General features: G+C 59.3%; 18 protein-coding genes and 1 other annotated feature. Of the genes, 6 read left to right on the top strand and 12 right to left on the bottom strand.

Annotation, left to right across the window (positions count from 1 at the left end):
• Positions 1-86: 86 nt before the first annotated feature.
• The gene (gene satP / locus N6G83_RS21545) at positions 87-686 is read left to right on the top strand and encodes an acetate uptake transporter (RefSeq protein ID WP_043136308.1); all 600 of its coding nucleotides are present in this window, start codon (positions 87-89) and stop codon (positions 684-686) included.
• 44 nt (positions 687-730) lie between these two features.
• On the opposite strand, the gene N6G83_RS21540 is transcribed toward satP, so the two are convergent.
• The 3 genes from N6G83_RS21540 to tal form a co-directional block, all read right to left on the bottom strand.
• Positions 731-2,038: an MFS transporter gene (locus tag N6G83_RS21540; RefSeq protein WP_043136005.1), complete on the bottom strand. Its 1,308-nt coding sequence runs from the start codon at positions 2,036-2,038 to the stop codon at positions 731-733.
• 124 nt (positions 2,039-2,162) lie between these two features.
• Positions 2,163-2,750 (bottom strand): molybdopterin adenylyltransferase, encoded by a 588-nt coding sequence (gene mog / locus N6G83_RS21535; protein WP_015376607.1) that lies wholly within the window; start codon positions 2,748-2,750, stop codon positions 2,163-2,165.
• A gap of 151 nt (positions 2,751-2,901) precedes the next feature.
• The gene (tal, locus tag N6G83_RS21530; RefSeq protein ID WP_004932982.1) at positions 2,902-3,855 is read right to left on the bottom strand and encodes a transaldolase; all 954 of its coding nucleotides are present in this window, start codon (positions 3,853-3,855) and stop codon (positions 2,902-2,904) included.
• 383 nt (positions 3,856-4,238) lie between these two features.
• Between tal and N6G83_RS21525 the strand changes: the two genes are divergently transcribed.
• Positions 4,239-5,675 (top strand): alanine/glycine:cation symporter family protein, encoded by a 1,437-nt coding sequence (locus N6G83_RS21525; protein ID WP_025301518.1) that lies wholly within the window; start codon positions 4,239-4,241, stop codon positions 5,673-5,675.
• Between the two features lie 106 nt (positions 5,676-5,781).
• The gene (gene yaaA, locus N6G83_RS21520; protein ID WP_025301517.1) at positions 5,782-6,558 is read left to right on the top strand and encodes a peroxide stress protein YaaA; all 777 of its coding nucleotides are present in this window, start codon (positions 5,782-5,784) and stop codon (positions 6,556-6,558) included.
• 46 nt (positions 6,559-6,604) lie between these two features.
• On the opposite strand, the gene thrC is transcribed toward yaaA, so the two are convergent.
• The 5 genes from thrC to N6G83_RS21495 all read right to left on the bottom strand — a co-directional run bounded on the left by thrC (position 6,605) and on the right by N6G83_RS21495 (position 12,336).
• The gene (thrC, locus tag N6G83_RS21515; RefSeq protein WP_043136010.1) at positions 6,605-7,894 is read right to left on the bottom strand and encodes a threonine synthase; all 1,290 of its coding nucleotides are present in this window, start codon (positions 7,892-7,894) and stop codon (positions 6,605-6,607) included.
• Positions 7,895-7,897: 3 nt separating this feature from the next.
• Positions 7,898-8,827, bottom strand: a complete 930-nt coding sequence (gene thrB, locus N6G83_RS21510) for a homoserine kinase (RefSeq protein WP_049205430.1) — start codon at positions 8,825-8,827, stop codon at positions 7,898-7,900.
• 1 nt (position 8,828) lies between these two features.
• Positions 8,829-11,288 carry a bifunctional aspartate kinase/homoserine dehydrogenase I gene (thrA, locus tag N6G83_RS21505; RefSeq protein ID WP_049205431.1) on the bottom strand — a complete coding sequence of 820 codons (2,460 nt, stop codon included), beginning with the start codon at positions 11,286-11,288 and terminating at the stop codon, positions 8,829-8,831.
• 24 nt (positions 11,289-11,312) lie between these two features.
• Positions 11,313-11,430 (bottom strand) — a sequence feature (Thr leader region).
• Positions 11,369-11,437: a thr operon leader peptide gene (gene thrL, locus N6G83_RS21500; protein WP_086581142.1), complete on the bottom strand. Its 69-nt coding sequence runs from the start codon at positions 11,435-11,437 to the stop codon at positions 11,369-11,371. (Overlaps the previous feature by 62 nt.)
• 212 nt (positions 11,438-11,649) lie before the next feature.
• Complete coding sequence (locus N6G83_RS21495; protein WP_025305230.1) at positions 11,650-12,336, bottom strand: tRNA/rRNA methyltransferase; 687 nt, start codon at positions 12,334-12,336, stop codon at positions 11,650-11,652.
• A gap of 629 nt (positions 12,337-12,965) precedes the next feature.
• Here N6G83_RS21495 and arcA point away from each other — a divergent pair.
• Positions 12,966-13,682 carry a two-component system response regulator ArcA gene (gene arcA, locus N6G83_RS21490; RefSeq protein WP_025305229.1) on the top strand — a complete coding sequence of 239 codons (717 nt, stop codon included), beginning with the start codon at positions 12,966-12,968 and terminating at the stop codon, positions 13,680-13,682.
• A 52-nt stretch (positions 13,683-13,734) separates the two neighbouring features.
• Here arcA and creA read toward each other — a convergent pair whose 3' ends face one another.
• Positions 13,735-14,214, bottom strand: a complete 480-nt coding sequence (gene creA, locus N6G83_RS21485) for a protein CreA (protein ID WP_004933005.1) — start codon at positions 14,212-14,214, stop codon at positions 13,735-13,737.
• 342 nt (positions 14,215-14,556) lie between these two features.
• On the opposite strand from creA, the gene robA reads away from it, so the two are divergent.
• The gene (gene robA / locus N6G83_RS21480) at positions 14,557-15,426 is read left to right on the top strand and encodes an MDR efflux pump AcrAB transcriptional activator RobA (protein ID WP_025305228.1); all 870 of its coding nucleotides are present in this window, start codon (positions 14,557-14,559) and stop codon (positions 15,424-15,426) included.
• Here the strand turns inward: robA and gpmB are convergent.
• Complete coding sequence (gene gpmB / locus N6G83_RS21475; protein WP_025305227.1) at positions 15,423-16,070, bottom strand: 2,3-diphosphoglycerate-dependent phosphoglycerate mutase GpmB; 648 nt, start codon at positions 16,068-16,070, stop codon at positions 15,423-15,425. The two genes, robA and gpmB, sit on opposite strands and share 4 nt — an antisense overlap.
• 101 nt (positions 16,071-16,171) lie before the next feature.
• On the opposite strand from gpmB, the gene yjjX reads away from it, so the two are divergent.
• Entirely contained in the window at positions 16,172-16,690 is a 519-nt protein-coding gene (yjjX, locus tag N6G83_RS21470) for an inosine/xanthosine triphosphatase (RefSeq protein WP_004933015.1), read from the top strand.
• 11 nt (positions 16,691-16,701) lie between these two features.
• Here yjjX and trpR read toward each other — a convergent pair whose 3' ends face one another.
• Both trpR and sltY read right to left on the bottom strand, forming a co-directional pair.
• The gene (gene trpR / locus N6G83_RS21465; protein ID WP_016929152.1) at positions 16,702-17,031 is read right to left on the bottom strand and encodes a trp operon repressor; all 330 of its coding nucleotides are present in this window, start codon (positions 17,029-17,031) and stop codon (positions 16,702-16,704) included.
• A 54-nt stretch (positions 17,032-17,085) separates the two neighbouring features.
• A complete protein-coding gene (gene sltY, locus N6G83_RS21460; RefSeq protein WP_038630194.1) occupies positions 17,086-19,014 on the bottom strand; it encodes a murein transglycosylase in 1,929 nt (642 codons plus the stop codon).
• Positions 19,015-19,465: the final 451 nt, after the last annotated feature.

The raw sequence follows: 19,465 nt of genomic DNA, 5'->3' as shown, positions 1-19,465 counted from the left end.
TGGAAAACTTCGATTTTTTGGCCATTCAGACCATTTATGATTTTACTTCGCTGTTTCCGTTAATTTTCTGTTATCGCAGAGGACTTATGCACACCAACAAGTTGGCGAATCCCGGCCCTCTCGGCCTGATGGGCTTCGGGATGACCACCGTCTTGCTGAACCTGCACAACGCGGGCTTTTTCCCACTGAACTCCGCCATCATCAGCATGGGGATTTTCTTCGGTGGCCTGGCCCAGATCCTGGCCGGCCTGCTGGAGTACAAGAAGGGCAACACCTTCGGCATGACCGCATTCACCGCCTACGGCAGCTTCTGGCTGAGCCTGGTCGGCCTGCTGCTGCTGCCGCGTCTGGGCCTGGCTGAAGCCACCGAGGCGCACGTGCTGGGCATCTACCTGGCGCTGTGGGGCGTCTTCACCCTGTTCATGTTCTTCGGCACCCTGGCCGCCAACCGCGTGCTGCAGTTCGTGTTCGCCAGCCTCACGCTGCTGTTCGCCTTGCTGGCCGTCGGCAATATCACCGGCAACCACGCACTGCTGACCTTCGCCGGTTATGAGGGCATCATCTGCGGCGCCAGCGCCATTTACCTGGCGATGGCCGAAGTGCTCAACGAGCAATACGACCGCACCGTGCTGCCGATTGGCGAACCGGCCCCGGCCCGCGTCGCGGCCTCGCCGGTCACGGTGTAATCGCCCTCCCCTGACGAAAAAGCCCTGCAGTGCAGGGCTTTTTTTTAGCTGTAGGAACCGGCTCGCCGCTCGCCGGCTTCGCTGTTCAGGTCGCGATGCAGGTAGACGCCGAGCAGCAGCCCGATGAGCGACAGCGCCAGCACATAGTAAGCGGGCGCTAACGGGGTCAATTTCATGATCAGCGTCACAAAAATAGGGGTTAAACCGCCAAAAATAGCGTACGAGACGTTATATGAGAACGAGATGCCGGTAAACCGCACTTCCGCCGGGAAGGCCCGCACCATCACATACGGCACGGCCCCCACCACGCCTACGCTGAAGCCCACCAGCGCATAGCAGGCGAACAACATTTCCGGGCGCACGCCCACCGTTTGATAGAACAGCCAGCTGCAGCCGGCCAGCAGCACACTGCCGACCACCAGCGTTTTGCTGGCGCCGAAGCGATCGGCCGACAAACCGGCGACAATGCAGCCGGCGATCAGCATGATGGTGGCGATACTGTTGGCCTGCAGCGTCAAAGCCGGCGCAATGGCGAACTGTTTTTGCAGATAGGTTGGGGTCATCAGGATCACCACCACGATACCCGCAGAGAGCAGCCAGGTCAGCAGCATCGACACCACCACTTCCCGTTTGTGATTGAGCACCACCGATTTCAGCGGCAGCTCTTCGGCCAGCGCTTTACGCGCCTGCATCTCGATAAAGATTGGCGTTTCCTGCAGCCAGCGGCGCAGGTACATCGCCACCAAGCCGAACATGCCACCCAACAGGAAAGGAATACGCCAGCCGCCGCCGGCGATGCTCTGCGGGCTGAGCATGGTGTTGATCACCGTCGCCACCACCGAACCCAGCAAGATGCCTACCGTCAACCCGGCGGTCAGCGTGCCGCAGGCGAAGCCGATGCGCCGGCGCGGCACGTGTTCGGCGACGAAGACCCAGGCGCCCGGCACCTCACCGCCGATCGCCGCGCCTTGCAGCACGCGCATCAACAGCAGCAGCAGCGGCGCGGCGATGCCGATGCTGGCGTAGGTCGGCAGCAGACCCATCGCCAGCGTCGGCAACGCCATCAGCAGAATGCTCAGGGTAAACATCTTTTTGCGGCCGACCAGATCGCCGAAGTGCGCCATCACGATGCCGCCCAGCGGGCGGGCAAGATAGCCGGCGGCGAAGATGCCGAAGGTTTGCACCAGCCGCAGCCACTCCGGCATGTCCGCCGGGAAGAACAGATCGCCGACCACGGCGGCGAAGAACACGAAGATGATGAAGTCGTAAAACTCCAGCGCGCCGCCCAACGCGGCCAACGTCAGCGTTTTGTAGTCTTGCCGGTTCAGCCGGCGATTATTGTCGTGAGGCATAGGGCACCGTCGGTAAAGGCTGTAAAAATAAAAGCCGCAGGCTTTCTGTAAAAGAATCCTTACTATAACGGCAAATTATTTTCACACCAGACGGACTGAAGCCGATCTCGCAGAACGCTGAAATTTAGAGGTTTATCTCGCGACGCGCGCTCTTTGGCCGAAATGCTGCTACCACCGCGGCGTGCGTTTCGACGTAAGGCCCGTCGAGCAGTTGAATGCAATAAGGCACGCTGGCGAAGATGCCGTGCACCACCGCATTGCCCTGCTCATCCTTTACCCCTTCCAGCGTTTCCTTGATCGACTTCGGTTGGCCGGGCAAGTTGATGATCAGCGCCTGCTTGCGGATCGCTCCCACCTGGCGAGAAAGAATTGCCGTTGGCACATAGTGTAGGCTGATCTGACGCATTTGCTCGCCGAAGCCGGGCATCACGCGATCGGCGATCGCCAGCGTGGCGTCGGGGGTGACGTCGCGACGCGCCGGCCCGGTGCCGCCGGTGGTCAGCACCAGATGGCAGCCCATTTCGTCCACCAGCTCACACAGCGTTTGTTCAATTTGCGTCTGCTCATCGGGGATCAGCCGGGTTTCCAGTTTGAACGGCGTCGCCAGCGCGCCGGCCAGCCACTCCTCCAGCGCCGGAATGCCTTTATCCTGGTAAACGCCGCCGGAAGCGCGGTCAGAAACGGAAACCAAACCAATACGTAAAATATCCATGCGTAACCTCTACAGCCTGATGGGGTCCGAACGGGTTCGTCTCCCGTTCTGTTGTCATTGCCGAGAGTATAAGGGCTTCCCCCGCCGGCGGGAGCGTCGGGCATAAAAAAAGGTGGCCTGAGCCACCTTTTTACTGCGCGATCTGCAGGAATTACAGCAGGTCGGCGATCATTTTTTCCAGTTTACCCTGGTCTACGGCGAACTTGCGGATGCCGTCGGTCAGTTTCTCAACCGCCATCGGATCCTGGTTGTGCTGCCAGTAGAACTCAGGTTCGGTCAGTGCGGCAGGACGCGCCTTCACTTCACCGGTGTAAGACAGTTTGCGCTCCAGCGCGCCTTCGCTCTCCGCCAGCTCTTTCAGCAGCGCAGGCGCGATGGTCAGGCGGTCGCAGCCGGCCAGTTCGATGATTTCGCCGACGTTACGGAAGCTGGCGCCCATCACCACGGTGTTGTAACCGTGCTGTTTGTAGTACTGGTAAATTTCGGTCACGGAGATCACGCCCGGATCTTCGTGCGGGGCGAACTCTTTCTTGTCGCCGTTGGCTTTGTACCAGTCGAGGATACGGCCAACGAACGGCGAGATCAGGTAAACGCCGGCTTCGGCACAGGCGCGAGCCTGAGCGAAGGAGAACAGCAGCGTCAGGTTACAGTTGATGCCTTCTTTCTCCAGCTGCTCCGCCGCGCGGATGCCCTGCCAGGTCGAGGCCAGTTTGATCAGAATGCGATCGTTGCTGATGCCGGCTTCGTTGTACAGCTTGATCAGGCGCTTGGCCTTGGCCACGCTGGCAACGGTGTCGTAAGACAGACGCGCGTCAACCTCGGTGGAGATGCGGCCCGGAACCAGTTTGAGGATCTCCAGACCGATGTTGACTGCCAGCTTGTCGGCGGCGTCGGCGATCTGCTGCTCGCGATCGCTGCTCTGGCCGCGCGCCCAGGCGATGGCTTCGTCAATCAGTTTGCGGTATTCAGGAATTTGGGCTGCATTGAGGATCAGCGAAGGGTTGGTTGTGGCGTCCTGCGGTTGATACAGCTTCATTGCCGCGATATCACCCGTATCTGCAACCACTGTAGTCAGCTGGCGCAGGGAAGTTAATTTGTCGGTCATGTTGGCATTATCTCATCGTTTGTGCATGAACTTTTGGCATTGTTCAACCATGCCCTGCCCTGATAATAACATGCGCCAAGCCCGGCGCAAGGCTGGAAAACCGCGGCGCGCAAGCATCTGTTTTATCCTTGGGCGAGCAACCGTTTACGCCGATATCTTTCGCCATAACCGAGCGGATGGAAAGGCAATAACGTGCTATCGTCCGAATAAATTATGTTAAATTCGAAAAAATTGATGCAATTCGTCCGCTAATCTGCGAAAAATCTTAATCGACTGACGCCGGACCGATTCCAGCTAAGCTCTTGTAAAAAATAGGCCAATGTTTTTCACCTGCGGTGGATGCTGCCAGGTGCGCATGACATTTCGATAAGAGGAGGGATCCCTTGACGGACCTGATGAATTTTATAAACAACATTTTGTGGGGGTCAGTGCTGATTTATCTGTTGCTCGGCACCGGCATCTACTTCACGTTGCGTACCCGCTTTATCCAGCTTCGCCACTTCAGCCACATGTTCTCGGTGTTGAAAAACAGCAATAAAAGCGACAGCGCCGGCATCTCCTCTTTTCAGGCGCTCTGTACCACGCTGGCGGCGCGCGTCGGCACCGGTAACCTGACCGGCGTCGCCATTGCCCTCACCGCCGGCGGCCCCGGCGCCATCTTCTGGATGTGGGTGGTGGCGTTTATCGGCATGGCCACCTCCTTTGTGGAAAGCTCGCTGGCTCAGCTCTACAAAACCAAAGACGATAACGGCAACTACCGCGGTGGCCCGGCCTATTACATGGAAAAGGGCCTCGGCATGCGCTGGATGGGCGTGCTGTTCTCCATCTTCCTGATCATCGCGTTCGGCCTGGTATTCAACGCCGTGCAGGCCAACTCCATCGCCCAGGCCTCCGCCGTCGCCTTCCATTTGCAGCCGCTGCACGTCGGCATCGGCCTGGTGTTGCTGAGCGGCGTGGTGATCTTCGGCGGCATCCGTTCCATCGCCAAAGTGGCCGAACTGGTGGTGCCGCTGATGGCCGGCGCCTACCTGCTGTTGGCTCTCTGGGTGATTGGCCATAACATCGAACACATGCCGGCGATCCTGGCGCTGATCTTCAAAAGCGCCTTCGGCCTGCAGGAAGCCGCGGCCGGCGCCGTCGGTTACGGTATTTCCCAGGCGATGACTCAGGGCGTGCAGCGTGGCCTGTTCTCCAACGAAGCCGGCATGGGCTCGGCGCCCAACGCGGCGGCGTCCGCCTCGCCTTATCCGCCGCATCCGGCTTCGCAAGGCTATGTGCAAATGCTCGGGGTGTTTATCGATACCATCGTCATCTGCAGCGCCACCGCGGCGATCATCCTCTCTTCCGGCATACTCGATCAGCCGACCGACAGCATCAGCGGCATCGATCTGACCCAGCGCGCGCTGTCAACCGCCGTCGGCAGTTGGGGGGCACCGTTCGTCGCCATCGCCATCTTCTTCTTCGCCTTCACCTCGATCATCGCCAACTATGCCTATGCCGAGAGCAACCTGGTGTTCCTCGAGCACAACCACCCGGGCGGCCTGCTGATTTTCCGCTGCGTGGCGCTGGGCATGGTGATGTTCGGCGCGCTGGCGGAGCTGCCGCTGGTGTGGAAAATGGCAGATACCTCCATGGCCCTGATGGCGATCACCAACCTGACGGCGATCCTGCTGCTGTCGCGGGTGGCGCTGAAACTGGCCGACGACTACCATCGCCAACGCCGCCTGGGCAAGCTGCCAACCTTCGACGCCACCCGTTATCCGGAGCTGAAGTCGCAGTTGGAGCCGGGCGTGTGGGACGACCAAAAGCCGCCGCGCTGAGTTTTCCGGGGCGCCTGCGATACGCGCCCCGGCCTATTGGACCGATTGCCCCTTTTTCCCGCGCTTTTTGCTACAGTATCCGCACTTGGATAAACAGGATCTGGCCATGCTCGTTATTATTTCCCCTGCAAAAACGCTCGATTACGAAAGCCCGCTGGCGACAGAACGCTTCACGCAGCCCGAACTGCTGGACAAGTCGAAACAGCTGATCAAAATTTGCCGCGAGCTGACGCCGGCGCAAATCGCCAGCCTGATGAGCATCAGCGACAAGCTGGCCGGGCTGAACGCCGCGCGCTTTAGCGAGTGGCAGCCGACATTTACCCCGGACAATGCCCGTCAGGCGCTGCTGGCGTTCAAGGGAGACGTTTACACCGGCCTGCAGGCGCAGGATTTCAACGAAGCCGATTTCGACTTCGCCCAGCAGCATCTGCGCATGCTGTCCGGCCTGTATGGCGTGCTGCGCCCGCTCGATCTGATGATGCCGTACCGGCTGGAGATGGGCATCAAGCTGGAAAACCCGAAAGGCAAAGACCTGTACAGTTTCTGGGGCGATAAAATCACCCAGAAACTCAACGAAGCGCTGGAGCAGCAGGGCGATGACGTGGTGGTCAATCTGGCGTCCGACGAGTATTTCAAGGCGGTGAAGCCGGCCAAACTGCACGGCGCGCTGATCAAACCGGTGTTCCTCGACGAGAAGAACGGCAAGTACAAGGTCATCAGTTTCTACGCCAAGAAAGCGCGCGGGTTGATGAGCCGCTTTATCATCAAAAATCGCCTGACGCGTAGCGAACAGCTGGTGGACTTCAACCTGGAAGGCTACGCCTTCGACGAAGCCGCCTCGCAGGGTAATGAACTGGTGTTCAAACGCCCGGAGCAGGCATAAAAAAAGCCGTCGCAAGACGGCTTTTCGCATTTTAGCCTGCTGAACTTCAGGCCGGCAGTCCCATCAGGAACTTGCGCAGCTCGCCGAAATTGGCCGGCAGCGAGTGCGACAGCAGCGGCAGATCGGCCCGCAGCGCCAGCGCTTTCGGCAACGGCAGTTCCTGGCCGAGGATCGCTTCTACGCTCTCTTTAAACTTGGCCGGATGCGCGGTACCGAGGAACAGGCCAAACTCTCCTTCCTGCAGCTGGTCACGCAGCGCGCGATAGGCAATGGCCGCGTGCGGTTCGGAGATATAGCCCAGCTCGGCCAGTTCACGCATCGTTTCCCTGGTGGTCTCATCGCTGACCGCCGCGTGACCCAGCTCTTTCAGCTGCCAGACCTTACGACGGAACAGCTCTTCCACGCGCGGCCAGTTGTTTGGCTGGCTGACGTCCATGGCGTTGGACAGCGTCGCGACCGTAGCGTGCGGCTGCCACTGGCCGCTGGTCAGGAAGCGCGGCACGGTGTCGTTGGCGTTGGTGGCGGCGATGAAGCGCTTCACCGGCAGACCCAGCGACTTGGCCAGCAGCCCGGCGGTCAGATCGCCGAAGTTGCCGCTCGGCACCGAAATGACCAGCTGATTGCGCGCTTCCTGCGGCAGCTGCGCCACCGCTTCGAAGTAATAACAGATCTGCGCCAGCAAGCGGCTGATGTTGATCGAGTTGGCCGAGTTCAGGTGTAGCGCATCTTTCAACTCCTGATCGTCGAACGCCTGCTTCACCAGCGCCTGACAGGCGTCGAAGTCGCCGTCGATCGCCACGGTATGAATGTTGCCGCCCAGGGTGCAGAACAGCTTTTCCTGCAGCGGGCTGATTTTGCCCTGCGGATAGAGGATCACCACCCGGACGTTTTTCAGGCCGTAGAAGGCGTGTGCCACGGCGGCGCCGGTGTCGCCGGAGGTGGCGGTCAAAATGGTCACCGGCTGATCGCCGGCCACTTCCGCCAGCATCTGCGCCATAAAGCGGCCTCCAAAGTCTTTGAACGCCAGCGTCGGGCCGTGGAACAGCTCCAGGCAGGAGACGTCTTCCGTCACTTTCGCCACCGGCGCCGGGAACTCAAAGGCGGCCTGTACGCGTTTCTTCAGCGCCGCTTCCGGCACCTCTTCGCCGATAAAGGCCGACAGAATGCGGCTGCTGCGGGTGACAAAATCCTGCTCCAGCAGCTGGTCGATCTCGGTCAGTTCGAACGCCGGCAACTCCAGCGGGAAAAACAGCCCCTGCTGCTTGCCCAGGCCTTGTTTGATCGCCTGCGCGAAGCTGACCTGCTCGTTGTGATCCTTAAGGTTGTACAGTTTCATGCGTTATCCCAGTAGTCGAGCGCCTGCAGTATCCAGACGGCAAATATGAACAAAACCTTCGTCGTTTTGCAGATAGTGTTGTTGCAGCCAGGCGGCCATGCGTTGCGCGGTGGCGCCGTCGTTGCAGACGGCGAACAGCGTCGGGCCGGAGCCGGAGATGCCGCAGGCCAGCGCGCCGATGTCCTGCGCCGCCTTGCGCGCTTCGGCGAAGCCCGGCAACAGCCGGGTGCGGTACGGTTCAGCGATCACGTCCTGCATTAATTTGGCGGCCAGCTGAGGCTGCCGGGTGTGGCAGGCATGAATAAAGCCGGCCAGATAGCGGCCGTGGCTGATACAATCCTGACGACGGTATTGTGCGGGTAAAATGGCGCGCGCTTCGGCGGTGGACACCTTGATGCCGGGATAGGCCATGACCCACAGCCAATCGTCGAAGCACGGCACCTCCTGGCTGATGATGCCTTCTTCTTCCAGCATCAGCTGCAGGCCGCCCAAATAGCATGGCGCCACGTTGTCGTAATGCACGCTGCCGGAAATGCGCCCTTCCAGCTCGCCCATCAGGCCGAGCAGCGTCATTTTATCCAGCGGCCGATCGCAGAATTCGTTCATCGCCATCAGCCCAGCCACCACCGAACAGGCGCTGGAACCCAGCCCCGATCCGATCGGCATGTTCTTTTCCAACCGCATCGCCACCGGCACTTCGCGGCCGATCTCCTGGCAGAAACGCTCCCAGCATTGATAAACGATGTTCTCTTTCGGCTCGGCCGGCAGCTTGCTGACGAAGCGCCCGGCATTCTGCAAACTGAACGTTTCGGCGGCTTCGACGCTGACGCAGTCGCCCAGCAGCGTGCCGTCGATCGGCGAAACCGCCGCGCCCAGCACATCGAAACCGACGCTGACGTTACCGATCGAGGCCGGTGCATACACCTTAACCATATTAAACTCCCAACTTCCATGACAGTGTGCGCAGCAGATCGGCAAACACGCCCGCTGCGGTCACATCGTTACCGGCGCCGTAGCCGCGCAGCACCAGCGGCAGCGGCTGATAATAGCGGCTGTAGAAGGCCAGCGCGTTCTCGCCGTTCTTCACTTTATACAACGGATCGTTGCCGTCCACCGCCTCGATGCACACCTTGCAGCGCCCTTCGTCGATCAGGCCGACATAGCGCAGCACCTTGCCTTGCTCGGCGGCGTTGGCCACGTTGCGCGCGAATTCTTTATCCAGCTCCGGCAGCCGCGCCAGGAACTGATCCACATCGCCCGACGCGTCGAAGGACGGCGGCAGCACCGCCTCAACCTCGATATCGCTCAGTTCCAGTTTGTAACCGGCCTCGCGCGCCAGGATCAGCAGCTTGCGCGCCACGTCCATACCGGACAGGTCGTCGCGCGGATCCGGTTCGGTGTAGCCGTTGGCCCTGGCCTGCAGGGTCGCGGCCGACAGCGACATCCCTTCGTCCAGCTTGCCGAAGATAAAGGACAGCGACCCGGACAGAATGCCGGAGAAGCGCACCAGCTCATCGCCGGCGTTCAGCAGGTTTTGCAGGTTCTCAATCACCGGCAGACCGGCGCCGACGTTGGTGTCATAGAGGAACTTGCGGTGCGAACCGGCAGCGGCCGCGCGCAGTTGCTGATAATAGTTCATCGACGAGGTGTTGGCCTTTTTGTTCGGCGTCACCACGTGGAAACCGTCCGCCAGGAAGTCCACGTATTGATCGGCCACCGCCTGGCTGGAGGTACAGTCGACGATCACCGGGTTCAGCAGGTGATACTCCTTCACCAGCCGGATCAGGCGGCCGAGATTGAACGGCTCCTGCGCGCCGGCCAGCTCGTCGCGCCAGCTGTCCAGCGCGATGCCGTGCACGTTGGTCAGCATCACGCGCGAGTTGGCGATGCCGCACACCCGCAGGTCGATATGTTTTTGCTTCAGCCACGGCTGCTGGCGGTAGACTTGCTCGATCAGCGCCCCGCCGACGCCGCCGACGCCGATGACGAACACTTCGATCACCTGATCGGTGTTGAACAGCATCTGATGGCTGACGCGCACGCCGGTGGTGGCGGAATCATTGCTGACCACCACCGAAATTGAACGCTCGGAAGAGCCCTGGGCGATAGCGACGATATTGATGTTGGCGCGCGCCAGCGCGGAGAAGAAGCGCGCGGAGATGCCACGCAGGGTGCGCATGCCGTCACCGACCACCGAGATGATCGCCAGGCGTTCCATGACGTCCAGCGGATCCAGCACGCCGTCTTTCAGCTCCAGGTAGAACTCCTCCTCCAGCGCCCGGCGGGCGCGCTGCAGTTCACCCTGCGGCACGCAGAAGCTGATGCTGTATTCGGAAGAGGATTGGGTGATCAACACCACCGAAATGCCGGCGCGCGACATCACGGCGAACACCCGCGCGGCCATGCCGACCATGCCTTTCATGCCCGGGCCGGAGACGTTGATCATCGCCATGTTGTTCAGGTTGGTAATGCCTTTGACCGGCATCGCGTCATCGGTGCTGTCTTTGCCGATCAGCGTGCCGGGGGCTTGCGGGTTAGAGGTGTTTTTAATCAGGCAAGGGATTTGGAACTGGGCAATCGGTGTGATGGTGCGAGGGTGCAGCACTTTGGCGCCGAAGTAGGAGAGCTCCATCGCCTCCTGGTACGACATCGATTTCAGCAGCCTGGCGTCCGGTACGGTGCGCGGATCGCAGGTATACACACCGTCGACGTCGGTCCAGATTTCGCAACAGTCGGCGCGTAGGCAGGCGGCCAGCACCGCGGCGGAATAGTCGGAGCCGTTGCGGCCCAACACCACCAGCTCGCCCTTGTCGTTACCGGCGGTGAAACCAGCCATCAGCACGATGTGGTCGGCCGGGATCGCCGCTGCGGCGATGCGCAGCGTGGACTCGGCGATGTCCACGGTAGACTCCAGGTAGTGGCCCTGCGCCAGCAGCTTCTCCACCGGGTTGATCACCGTGACCGGATAACCCTTGGCGCGGAACACCCCTTCCATGATGGCGATGGAGAGTTTTTCGCCGCGGCAGATGATCGCCGCGTTCACGCTGTCCGGGCACTGCCCCAGCAACGAGACGCCGTGCAGCACCTGCTTGAGTTGCGCGAACTCCTGATCGACCACGCCTTTCAGGCGATCGTATTCAAAGCCCGGCAGCGCCTGCGCCAGGCCGCTCAGCAGATCGGCAAAGATCCGCTCGGCGTCGCTGATATTCGGCAGAATGTCCTGACCCGCCACCGTCTTGTCGATCATCGCCACCAGATGGTTGGTGATCTTTGCGGGGGCGGACAAGACCGTGGCTACCTGTCCCTGACGCGCGTTACTTTCCATGATGTCGGCGACGCGCAGAAAACGTTCCGCATTCGCTACCGAGGTTCCGCCAAATTTCAGCACTCGCATGTGTCATCTCTCCGAATTTAAGCCGAAAAAAAAGCCCGCACTGATTAGGTGCGGGCTTTTTTCTGTGTTTCCTGTGCGCGTCAGCCCGCCCCGTTACCTGTGGTATCGGTGGTGGTAATAATTGTGGTTTTCAGGCTGATGTTGCGCATGTTGTCTGTCTGTCTCATGAAATACTCTGTCCCCTCTATTGGTTAAAGCAATCGCTATCCCAAGTCAAACTATTTCTTTTTTTTGCTTATTTTCCGTTCAGCGGCGACATTGCGCGATATCGGAGGTGAAAAGCAAAACGACAGAACAAAAAAACAACTTAAAGCCGATTTACTAGTGGATCACGCTGGGTAACCGTCTGATGGAGCCGCTATCACTTGGCGAGTTTTTTTTCGATGTCGTGCAGCAGCGTATGCAACATCGCCGTGTCTCGCTGTTGCAACGCCCCGAGGCGCTGATGCAGCCAATCGCGCAATTTTTGGTCATCGCCGACATCCAAAGCGTTCAACAAGGCATCGGCGCGGTGGCGCAGCGCTTTGAGTTGCCCTTCCGACGCCACCTTTTCCTGCGGCGTGCTGACGCCCATCAGGCTCGCCAACTGGTAGCAGTACACCATCACCGCCTGGCCCAGGTTAAGCGACGGGTAGTCCGCCTGCATCGGCACGCCGGTCAGCAAATCTGCCAGCGCCAGCTCTTCGTTGGTCAGGCCGGAATCTTCGCGGCCGAACACCAGCGCGGCCTGGCCGACCCACTGCTTACGCTCACTCAGCTGTTCCAGCAGCTCAGGCGGCGTGCAGTAGTAGTGAAAACGCGCGCGGCTGCGGGCGGTGGTGGCGACCGTGAAGTCTACATCCGCCAGCGCCTGTTCCAACGTGGCGAACGTTTGCACGCCGTCGAGGATCTCGCCGGCCCCGTGTGCCACCCAGCGTGCAGCCGGCTGCAGGTGCGCCTCGCTGTCGACGATGCGCAACGAAGCGAAGCCCATGGTTTTCATCGCGCGCGCCGCCGCGCCGACGTTTTCCGGCCGCGCCGGAGCCACTAAAACAATATGAAGCTGCATCACTCTTCCACCGAAGGCGGGCCTGCGCTTTTGACGGTATCGCAGCGCCCGCTTATATTTACAATTGCGTAACAATAAACGCGTTAATAGCAACAAACAAGATTAAACGGCTCGTTGAGCTAATAAATCCGCCGTAACAGTCATTATTCATGCTTATGTTTTACTGTATTTATTTATCAATGAGTTAAAACAAGACGATGATCAATAAGCGAATAATTGTATCCTATCGGGCCCGATAATGCTGAATCGTTCACAGAATTTGAGGTTCTGTGACTTAAACTGGCATTTCTGTAAGTGTTTTTCACAAATCTGTTAACGTGCTACAATTGAATTTGATATATGTCAACAAAGCGTAGTTTTGTTGGGTGATGAATTCGGCACGCGCTGTTATATTGCTGTTAATGGGGTTAGGATATGCGCCGATTTGGCACCCCAGGGGTTGTAGGGAACAGCATCCCCACCAGGCTAGCGATCTTGTTGACATGAGATGGAAAGTGCATCAAGAACGAGTTTACGTACTTTAGTCATTTGCTGAGAGGGAACGTGGCGCTATCTCTGCCCTCCTCTAAGAAAACAGAGGCTTCTGTACTTCCTATTTTCTATTTTGTTGGCAATTTTAGGTAGCAAATATGCAGACCCCGCACATTCTGATTGTCGAAGACGAGTTAGTCACTCGTAACACCCTGAAGAGCATTTTCGAGGCGGAAGGCTACATTGTTCATGAAGCCAATGATGGTGCAGAGATGCACAATATCCTGTCTGAAAATGATATCAATCTGGTCATCATGGACATCAACCTGCCAGGCAAAAACGGCCTGCTGTTGGCGCGCGAACTGCGTGAACAGGCCAGCGTCGCCTTGATGTTCCTGACCGGCCGCGATAACGAAGTGGATAAGATCCTCGGCCTGGAAATCGGCGCCGACGATTACATCACCAAGCCGTTCAACCCGCGTGAGCTGACTATCCGCGCACGTAACCTGCTGTCGCGCACCATGAATCTGGGCAGCCTGGGCGAAGAGCGCCGCCTGGTCGAGAGCTACAAGTTCAACGGGTGGGAACTGGACATCAACAGCCGCTCGCTGATCAGCCCGGCCGGCGAACAGTACAAACTGCCGCGCAGTGAATTCCGCGCCATGCTGCACTTCTGCGAAAACCCGGGCAAGATCCAATCCCGTGGCGAACTGCTGAAGAAGATGACCGGTCGCGAACTGAAGCCACATGACCGCACCGTGGACGTCACCATCCGTCGCATTCGCAAGCACTTCGAATCGACGCCGGACACGCCGGAAATCATCGCCACCATTCACGGCGAAGGCTACCGCTTCTGCGGTGAGCTGGAAGAGTAACTCCCGCCTGCCGTCATGAAAACGGGGTTCAGCATGCTGAACCCCGTTTTTTTTATTTCGTCTCAGCCCACGGCATGATCGGCACCGCGCTCAGCGCATTTTTCGGCGAGCCATCGATCACCTTGTCGGAATAGCTCAGGTAGATCAGTGAATTGCGCTTGGCGTCGTAGAAGCGCACCACCTGCAGTTTCTTGAACACCAGCGAAGTGCGTTTCTGGAACACCACATCGCCTTCCGCCTTGCCGTTTTTGATCTTGTCGCTCAGCTCTATAGGCCCGACCTGCTGGCAGGAAATGGCCGCGTCGGCGGTGTCTTCCGCCAACCCCAGGCCGCCTTTGATGCCGCCGGTTTTGGCGCGGCTGATATAACAAGTTACATTTTTAACATCCGGATCGTCGAACGCTTCGACCACGATTTTGTGGTCCGGTCCCAACAATTTAAACACCGTATCAACGGAACCCACTTGCTCCGCCTGTGCGCTTCCCACGGTTGCGCAAACCAAACCGAATAAAAATATCCAGCTTTTTTTCATTTACTTAACTCCGATATAACCTTGCCGCAAAAATAGGTTCGGCGATCGCCATTATTTATGTCTAAGCTCACGGAATCGGTTTTATACGGGTCCGCACCGTCCGTTTTAGCACAGAGCGTGACAAAAATCTTTGAGAGTCGCGGAGTAAAAAAGTTGCTATGATGCGGCGTCGTTATTTCTTTGCGCCCACTACGGTGTACCCCAATCCAACTCTGGCGCGGCATGCGCAGCAGAGGCAAAGAGTGCAACGCATAATGGCTCATGGATCGGTCTGATAGCGCAGCACCAGCGTGACGAATCAACAGTTCGGGTTCCTACCCCCAAGCTTTACGAGGAAGATCTATGGATCAAGCCGGTATCATTCGTGATCTGCTTAGCTGGCTGGAAAGCCATTTGGACCAACCCTTGTCGCTGGATAACGTGGCGGCCAAGGCCGGCTACTCCAAATGGCATCTGCAACGGATGTTCAAAGATATTACCGGTAATGCCATCGGTGCTTACATCCGGGCAAGGAGACTGTCCAAAGCCGCCGTCGCGCTGCGTCTGACCAGCCGGCCGATTTTGGATATCGCCCTGCAATATCGTTTCGACTCGCAGCAGACCTTCACCCGCGCCTTCAAAAAACAGTTTGCGCAAACGCCGGCGCTGTACCGCCGCGCCGAGGACTGGAATGCGTTCGGCATCTGTCCGCCGATCCGTCTGGGGGCCTTCACTCTGCCGCAGCCGGAATTCGTCTCGCTGCCAGACAAACACCTGGTCGGCCTGACCCAAAGCTACTCCTGTACGCTGGAACAGATCACCACCGTGCGCACTGAACTGCGCTCGCAGTTCTGGCGTCAGTTCCTCGGTGACGTCGAAACCCTGCCGCCAGTGCTGTACGGGCTGCACCACTCGCGCCCAAGCCAGGAGAAGGACGACGAACAGGAAGTGCTGTATACCACGGCGCTGGAGCCGGATCAGGTGCCTGACAAGGTACAGGAAGGCCAGCCGCTGGTGTTGCCGGGCGGTGAGTTTGCGATGTTCAGCTACGAAGGGCCAACCGAGAACCTGCAAGACTTTATTCTGACGGTGTACGGCACCTGCCTACCGGCGCTCCAGCTGACGCGCCGCAAAGGGCACGACATCGAACGCTTCTACCCGAAAGGCGAGCGCCGTCCGCATCAGGCGCCTATCGAGATCAAGTGCGATTACCTGATCCCGATTCGGCGTTAACGCTGCAGTTCGTCCAACGCGGGCATGTCCAGGTGCGTGACATCGCCCGCCGTTTCCACGATCCAGCCGGAAGCCAGCCACGGGCTCTGCTGATGATCGACGCGCGACAGTGAGCAGTTGCGCAAGCGCAAGCGGCGTTCCGCATAGGCCGGCAGCCCCAGCACCGTACTGATCAAACACCCCAAAGCGATGCCATGACTGACGAGCAGCGGCTTGCTGCCTTCCGGCAGCATCAGGCAGCTCTCCAGCGCGGCGCGCATGCGCTCGCCGAGTTCCTCCATGGATTCGCCTTGAGGGATACGGCCGTCAGGAGTACCATCGACCATCTGTTTGCGCCACTGCTCTTCCTGCGGCGTCAAACTGTCGATCAGGCGTTCTTCTAGAACCCCCATGTGCAGCTCACGCAAACGCGGATCGCCAATCACTTCGCAGCCACAGGCTTCGGCGATGATTTGCGCGGTGCGGCGCGTGCGCCCCAGATCGCTGGTAATGATGTGCGTAATGCCTTCTTTGCTGACCCGCCTGGCGACCAGACGGGCCTGGTGTTCACCCATGGCGGTTAACGGGCTGTCGGACTGACCCTGGATGCGGCGAGCCGCGTTCCATTCCGTTTCGCCATGGCGAACGAGGTATACCTGTAACATGTTTGTTTTCCGTTATACTGCGTGAAATTTGCGTTTATCCCCGGCCCGGCGGCGCTTTTGCCGCTGCCCGGCGTATCGGCCAGAAGGATATCAAACCCGTTATGTACCATGTTGTCGCTGCAACTACCAACCCGGCAAAGATCAAGGCTATTCAACTCGCCTTCGATGACGTCTTTGGCGCGGGCCAATACCGCATTGAATCCGTTGACGTCGCCAGCGGCGTCTCGCTGCAGCCGATAGGCAACCACGAAACCCGCACCGGTTCGCGTCAACGCGTCATGGAAGCGCGCCAGGTCAGGCCCGAGGCCGATTTTTGGGTCGGCGTGGAAGCCGGGATTGAAGAGAATATGACCTTCGCCTGGATGACCATCGAGAACCCGCACATCCGTGGCGAATCCCGCTCGGCGAGCCTGATGCTGCCGGAAGTCATCTTACAAGGTATTCGCGCCGGTCGCGAATTGGGCAGCGAAATGGCGGCGATCACCGGCAACGCCGAGGTGAAACGTCAGGGCGGCGCCATCGGCGTCTTCACTGACGGCCGGCTGAGCCGCACCAGCGTTTACCACCAGGCGCTGCTGCTGGCGCTGGTGCCGTTCCACAACGCAATCTATCAGCAATAACGCTGAGTCTGCTAGGGCGCGTCGTGCAGCAACTGCTGCTCAAGCCACTGTTTCAGCGCGGGTGAAGCCGCTTTCAAGCTGTTAGAACCGCGGGTGATGGTGGCGATCCCCGCGCCCAGTTCATTTTTCAGCTCGCGCTGGCTCATCTCGCCGCGCATCAATTCCTGAATGATCCGCACCCGGGTGCCCAGCGCAGTGCGCTCGTCCGGCGTCAACATCAGCTGCAACAGCGGTTGATGAAGTTCTTGCGCAAACGAATTCTGCAGCAGCGCGACGAAGCGCAGCCAATCCTCATTGCCTTGTTCTGAAAGAGCGGGGTCGTTTAACGATAATTGCGTCATGGCAGCCACCATACTATTTAACTAGTACAGCAGCATACCATAGGGCCGTCAAAATCAATAACGTCTCTGCCACTCGGCGTCGGTCAGCACCTTGGCCGGCCGGTGCGTCAGATAACGGTAAAACGCATCATAAGCCAGCACGTTCTTGACGTAGCCGCGGGTTTCAGAGAACGGAATGCTTTCGATGAACGCCACCGGATCGATCCGCCCCGCGCTGTTGCCCAGCCAGGTATTCACCCGCGACGGGCCGGCATTATAGGCGGCGCTCGACAGAATGCGGTTGCGGCCGAACTGCTGATAGACCGACTCCAGATAGCTGGTGCCGATGGTGATATTGGTCTGCGGATCGAACAGTTGGCTCGGGCCGACATAGCCGGGAATATTGAACATCTGCACCGTATGCTGCGCGGTGCGCGGCATCACCTGCATCAGGCCGGCGGCACCGACCGGCGACTGCGCCTTCGGATTCCAGGCGCTCTCCTGGCGCGCGATCGCCATCGCATAGCTGCTGGTGATCCCCTTGTCATCGGTGGCGCGGCGGAACTCCTGTGGCCAAGCGACCGGGAAGCGTTCCTCCAGATGATCCCACAGCTTGCCGACGATGGTCGCCTGCACGCTCAGATCGGCCCATTTTTGCTCAAAGGCGTAGCGCGCCAGTGCCTCTTGTTCCGGCCGGCTGCGGCTGGCGACGTAGGAGCCCCATTCGCTGCGGGCCAGGTTGTCCATATTCCAGTACATCAGCTCGCGTACCCGGGCGACCTCCGGCCCGTCGACCAGCGACGTGCGCGGCTTGGCCGCCACCGCCACCATCACCGGATAAGTGGCGTTCAGCTTCTGCGCCGCCACCATCGGATAGAAACCGCGTTCGGTCATCAGGTTGCGCAACATCTCCTCGCCTTCGGCGCGTTTGCCTTCGTCCATCAGCTGACTGGCGCGCCAGTAGCGCCACTCATCCTTGTTGCGCGACGCTTCCGGCAAACGGGCCAGCCAGGTCGCGACGCCCTGCCGATCGCCGTTACCCAGCGCCATGCGCACCCGGCGCTCCAGCAGCGAAGGCGAACGGCTGCGCAGAATCACCTGATCGCGCCACTGCGCCTGTTCATAGGTAGCGTCGCTGCCCATCAGGCGCCAGGCCACCGACTCTTCCAGCCCCAGCCGCTCGTCGTCGCTCATTTTCTGCAGCCGCGCGAGCGTCGGGATCATCGCCCGCGCGTTTTCCACATCCTGCCGCGCCAGGCGTTCAAAGGCGATGCCGGTGGCGGCACGGGTAAAGTCGGTCGGCCCTACGCTGCGGGCGAAGGCTTCCACGGTGGTCGGATCGTTTTGCAAGCGCACCAGGGCGTTGCCCATGGTTTGATAGTCGGCCGGCAGTTGGCTGTAAAGGTTGCTGACCAGCGAGCTGTTGCCCTCTTTCAGCGCCAGCTTCATACGCGCCAGAATATCCAGCGGCGTTTGCTTGCCTGCGCCGCGCCAGACGCTGAACAGCCGATCGCAGGCGCTCGGCAACGTTTTGCCGTTCAACCACAGTTCATCGGCGCCGCTCCAGGCCGCCTGCTGGTCGCCGGTAGCCCATTTGGCATAGTAATAGTTGCAGCGCGCCGCCACCGGTTTGGGCGGCTGTGGGCTGAAGGCCAGCAGGGTGCGCCAGTCTTCGCGCCGCGCCAGCTCATTGACGAAGCGCGGCGCCAGCGATTTCGCCGGCGGCAGCGTCGGGTTGCGCTTGATAAAGTCGTTCACCTCGGAGAACCCCGCCTGGCTAAGATCCTGTGTCAGCTCGCGGTATTCCAGGTAAGGATAAAGCGGATAATCACGCAGCGTCGGCATCAGCTGCGCCACCACGTCCATCTGATTGCCGTCCCACGCCTGTTTGATCTGCTGGTAGCGCTGACGTTGCGCATCCAGAGAATCCGCCAGCGCCGCGCCTGAAAACGCCGTCAGGCACAGCCCCATTGCCAACAGCCGTCGCTTGTCCACCTTGACCATCCTCGCTCTTTCCTCACTGGTTGTACCGAGGGAGCCGCCCAGCCCCCCCGGTGACCGCCGCGCACGGCGCCGCGGGACAAAATAAAGCCGGGCGCACGGCCCGGACGCAGATATCTACCATAGACAGCGCAATCGCTTATCCATTCAATACTGTAGAAGAAGAAGTGTATCGCCATGACGGGAGCCAGGTAAAAAACGTTTACTTTGACTGACAAATCAGGTCGCAGGGATATTTCCAGTCACCGGATTTTTATTAACCGGCCCGGTGTTTATGAAAGAAGTAAAATGCTTTTTAATTATTAGCTATCACATTATTTCATTTGAGATATGAGCCCGCCGTTGCGCAAATCGCCTGACAGCTGGCCAAACGCGCCAACTTTGCAGAAAAGCGGTGGCAAACCCGGGTAGGCATTTTTATACTATCAAAAATAAGTAGGATAATTCCGAGAAA

The organism is Serratia sp. PL7 (assembly GCF_945957435.1).
The sequence above is the reverse complement of the archived record's forward strand: the minus strand, read 5'-3'. Positions and strand labels throughout refer to the sequence as shown.

Bases quoted from the DNA above. Each gene is read 5' to 3' on its own strand.
- satP (WP_043136308.1), top strand. From the start codon at position 87: ATGCACACCAACAAGTTGGCGAATCCCGGCCCTCTCGGCCTGATGGGC.
- N6G83_RS21540 (WP_043136005.1), bottom strand. From the start codon at position 2,038: ATGCCTCACGACAATAATCGCCGGCTGAACCGGCAAGACTACAAAACG.
- mog (WP_015376607.1), bottom strand. From the start codon at position 2,750: ATGGATATTTTACGTATTGGTTTGGTTTCCGTTTCTGACCGCGCTTCC.
- tal (WP_004932982.1), bottom strand. From the start codon at position 3,855: ATGACCGACAAATTAACTTCCCTGCGCCAGCTGACTACAGTGGTTGCA.
- yaaA (WP_025301517.1), top strand. From the start codon at position 5,782: ATGCTCGTTATTATTTCCCCTGCAAAAACGCTCGATTACGAAAGCCCG.
- thrC (WP_043136010.1), bottom strand. From the start codon at position 7,894: ATGAAACTGTACAACCTTAAGGATCACAACGAGCAGGTCAGCTTCGCG.
- thrB (WP_049205430.1), bottom strand. From the start codon at position 8,827: ATGGTTAAGGTGTATGCACCGGCCTCGATCGGTAACGTCAGCGTCGGT.
- thrA (WP_049205431.1), bottom strand. From the start codon at position 11,288: ATGCGAGTGCTGAAATTTGGCGGAACCTCGGTAGCGAATGCGGAACGT.
- N6G83_RS21495 (WP_025305230.1), bottom strand. From the start codon at position 12,336: ATGCAGCTTCATATTGTTTTAGTGGCTCCGGCGCGGCCGGAAAACGTC.
- arcA (WP_025305229.1), top strand. From the start codon at position 12,966: ATGCAGACCCCGCACATTCTGATTGTCGAAGACGAGTTAGTCACTCGT.
- creA (WP_004933005.1), bottom strand. From the start codon at position 14,214: ATGAAAAAAAGCTGGATATTTTTATTCGGTTTGGTTTGCGCAACCGTG.
- robA (WP_025305228.1), top strand. From the start codon at position 14,557: ATGGATCAAGCCGGTATCATTCGTGATCTGCTTAGCTGGCTGGAAAGC.
- gpmB (WP_025305227.1), bottom strand. From the start codon at position 16,070: ATGTTACAGGTATACCTCGTTCGCCATGGCGAAACGGAATGGAACGCG.
- yjjX (WP_004933015.1), top strand. From the start codon at position 16,172: ATGTACCATGTTGTCGCTGCAACTACCAACCCGGCAAAGATCAAGGCT.
- trpR (WP_016929152.1), bottom strand. From the start codon at position 17,031: ATGACGCAATTATCGTTAAACGACCCCGCTCTTTCAGAACAAGGCAAT.
- sltY (WP_038630194.1), bottom strand. From the start codon at position 19,014: ATGGTCAAGGTGGACAAGCGACGGCTGTTGGCAATGGGGCTGTGCCTG.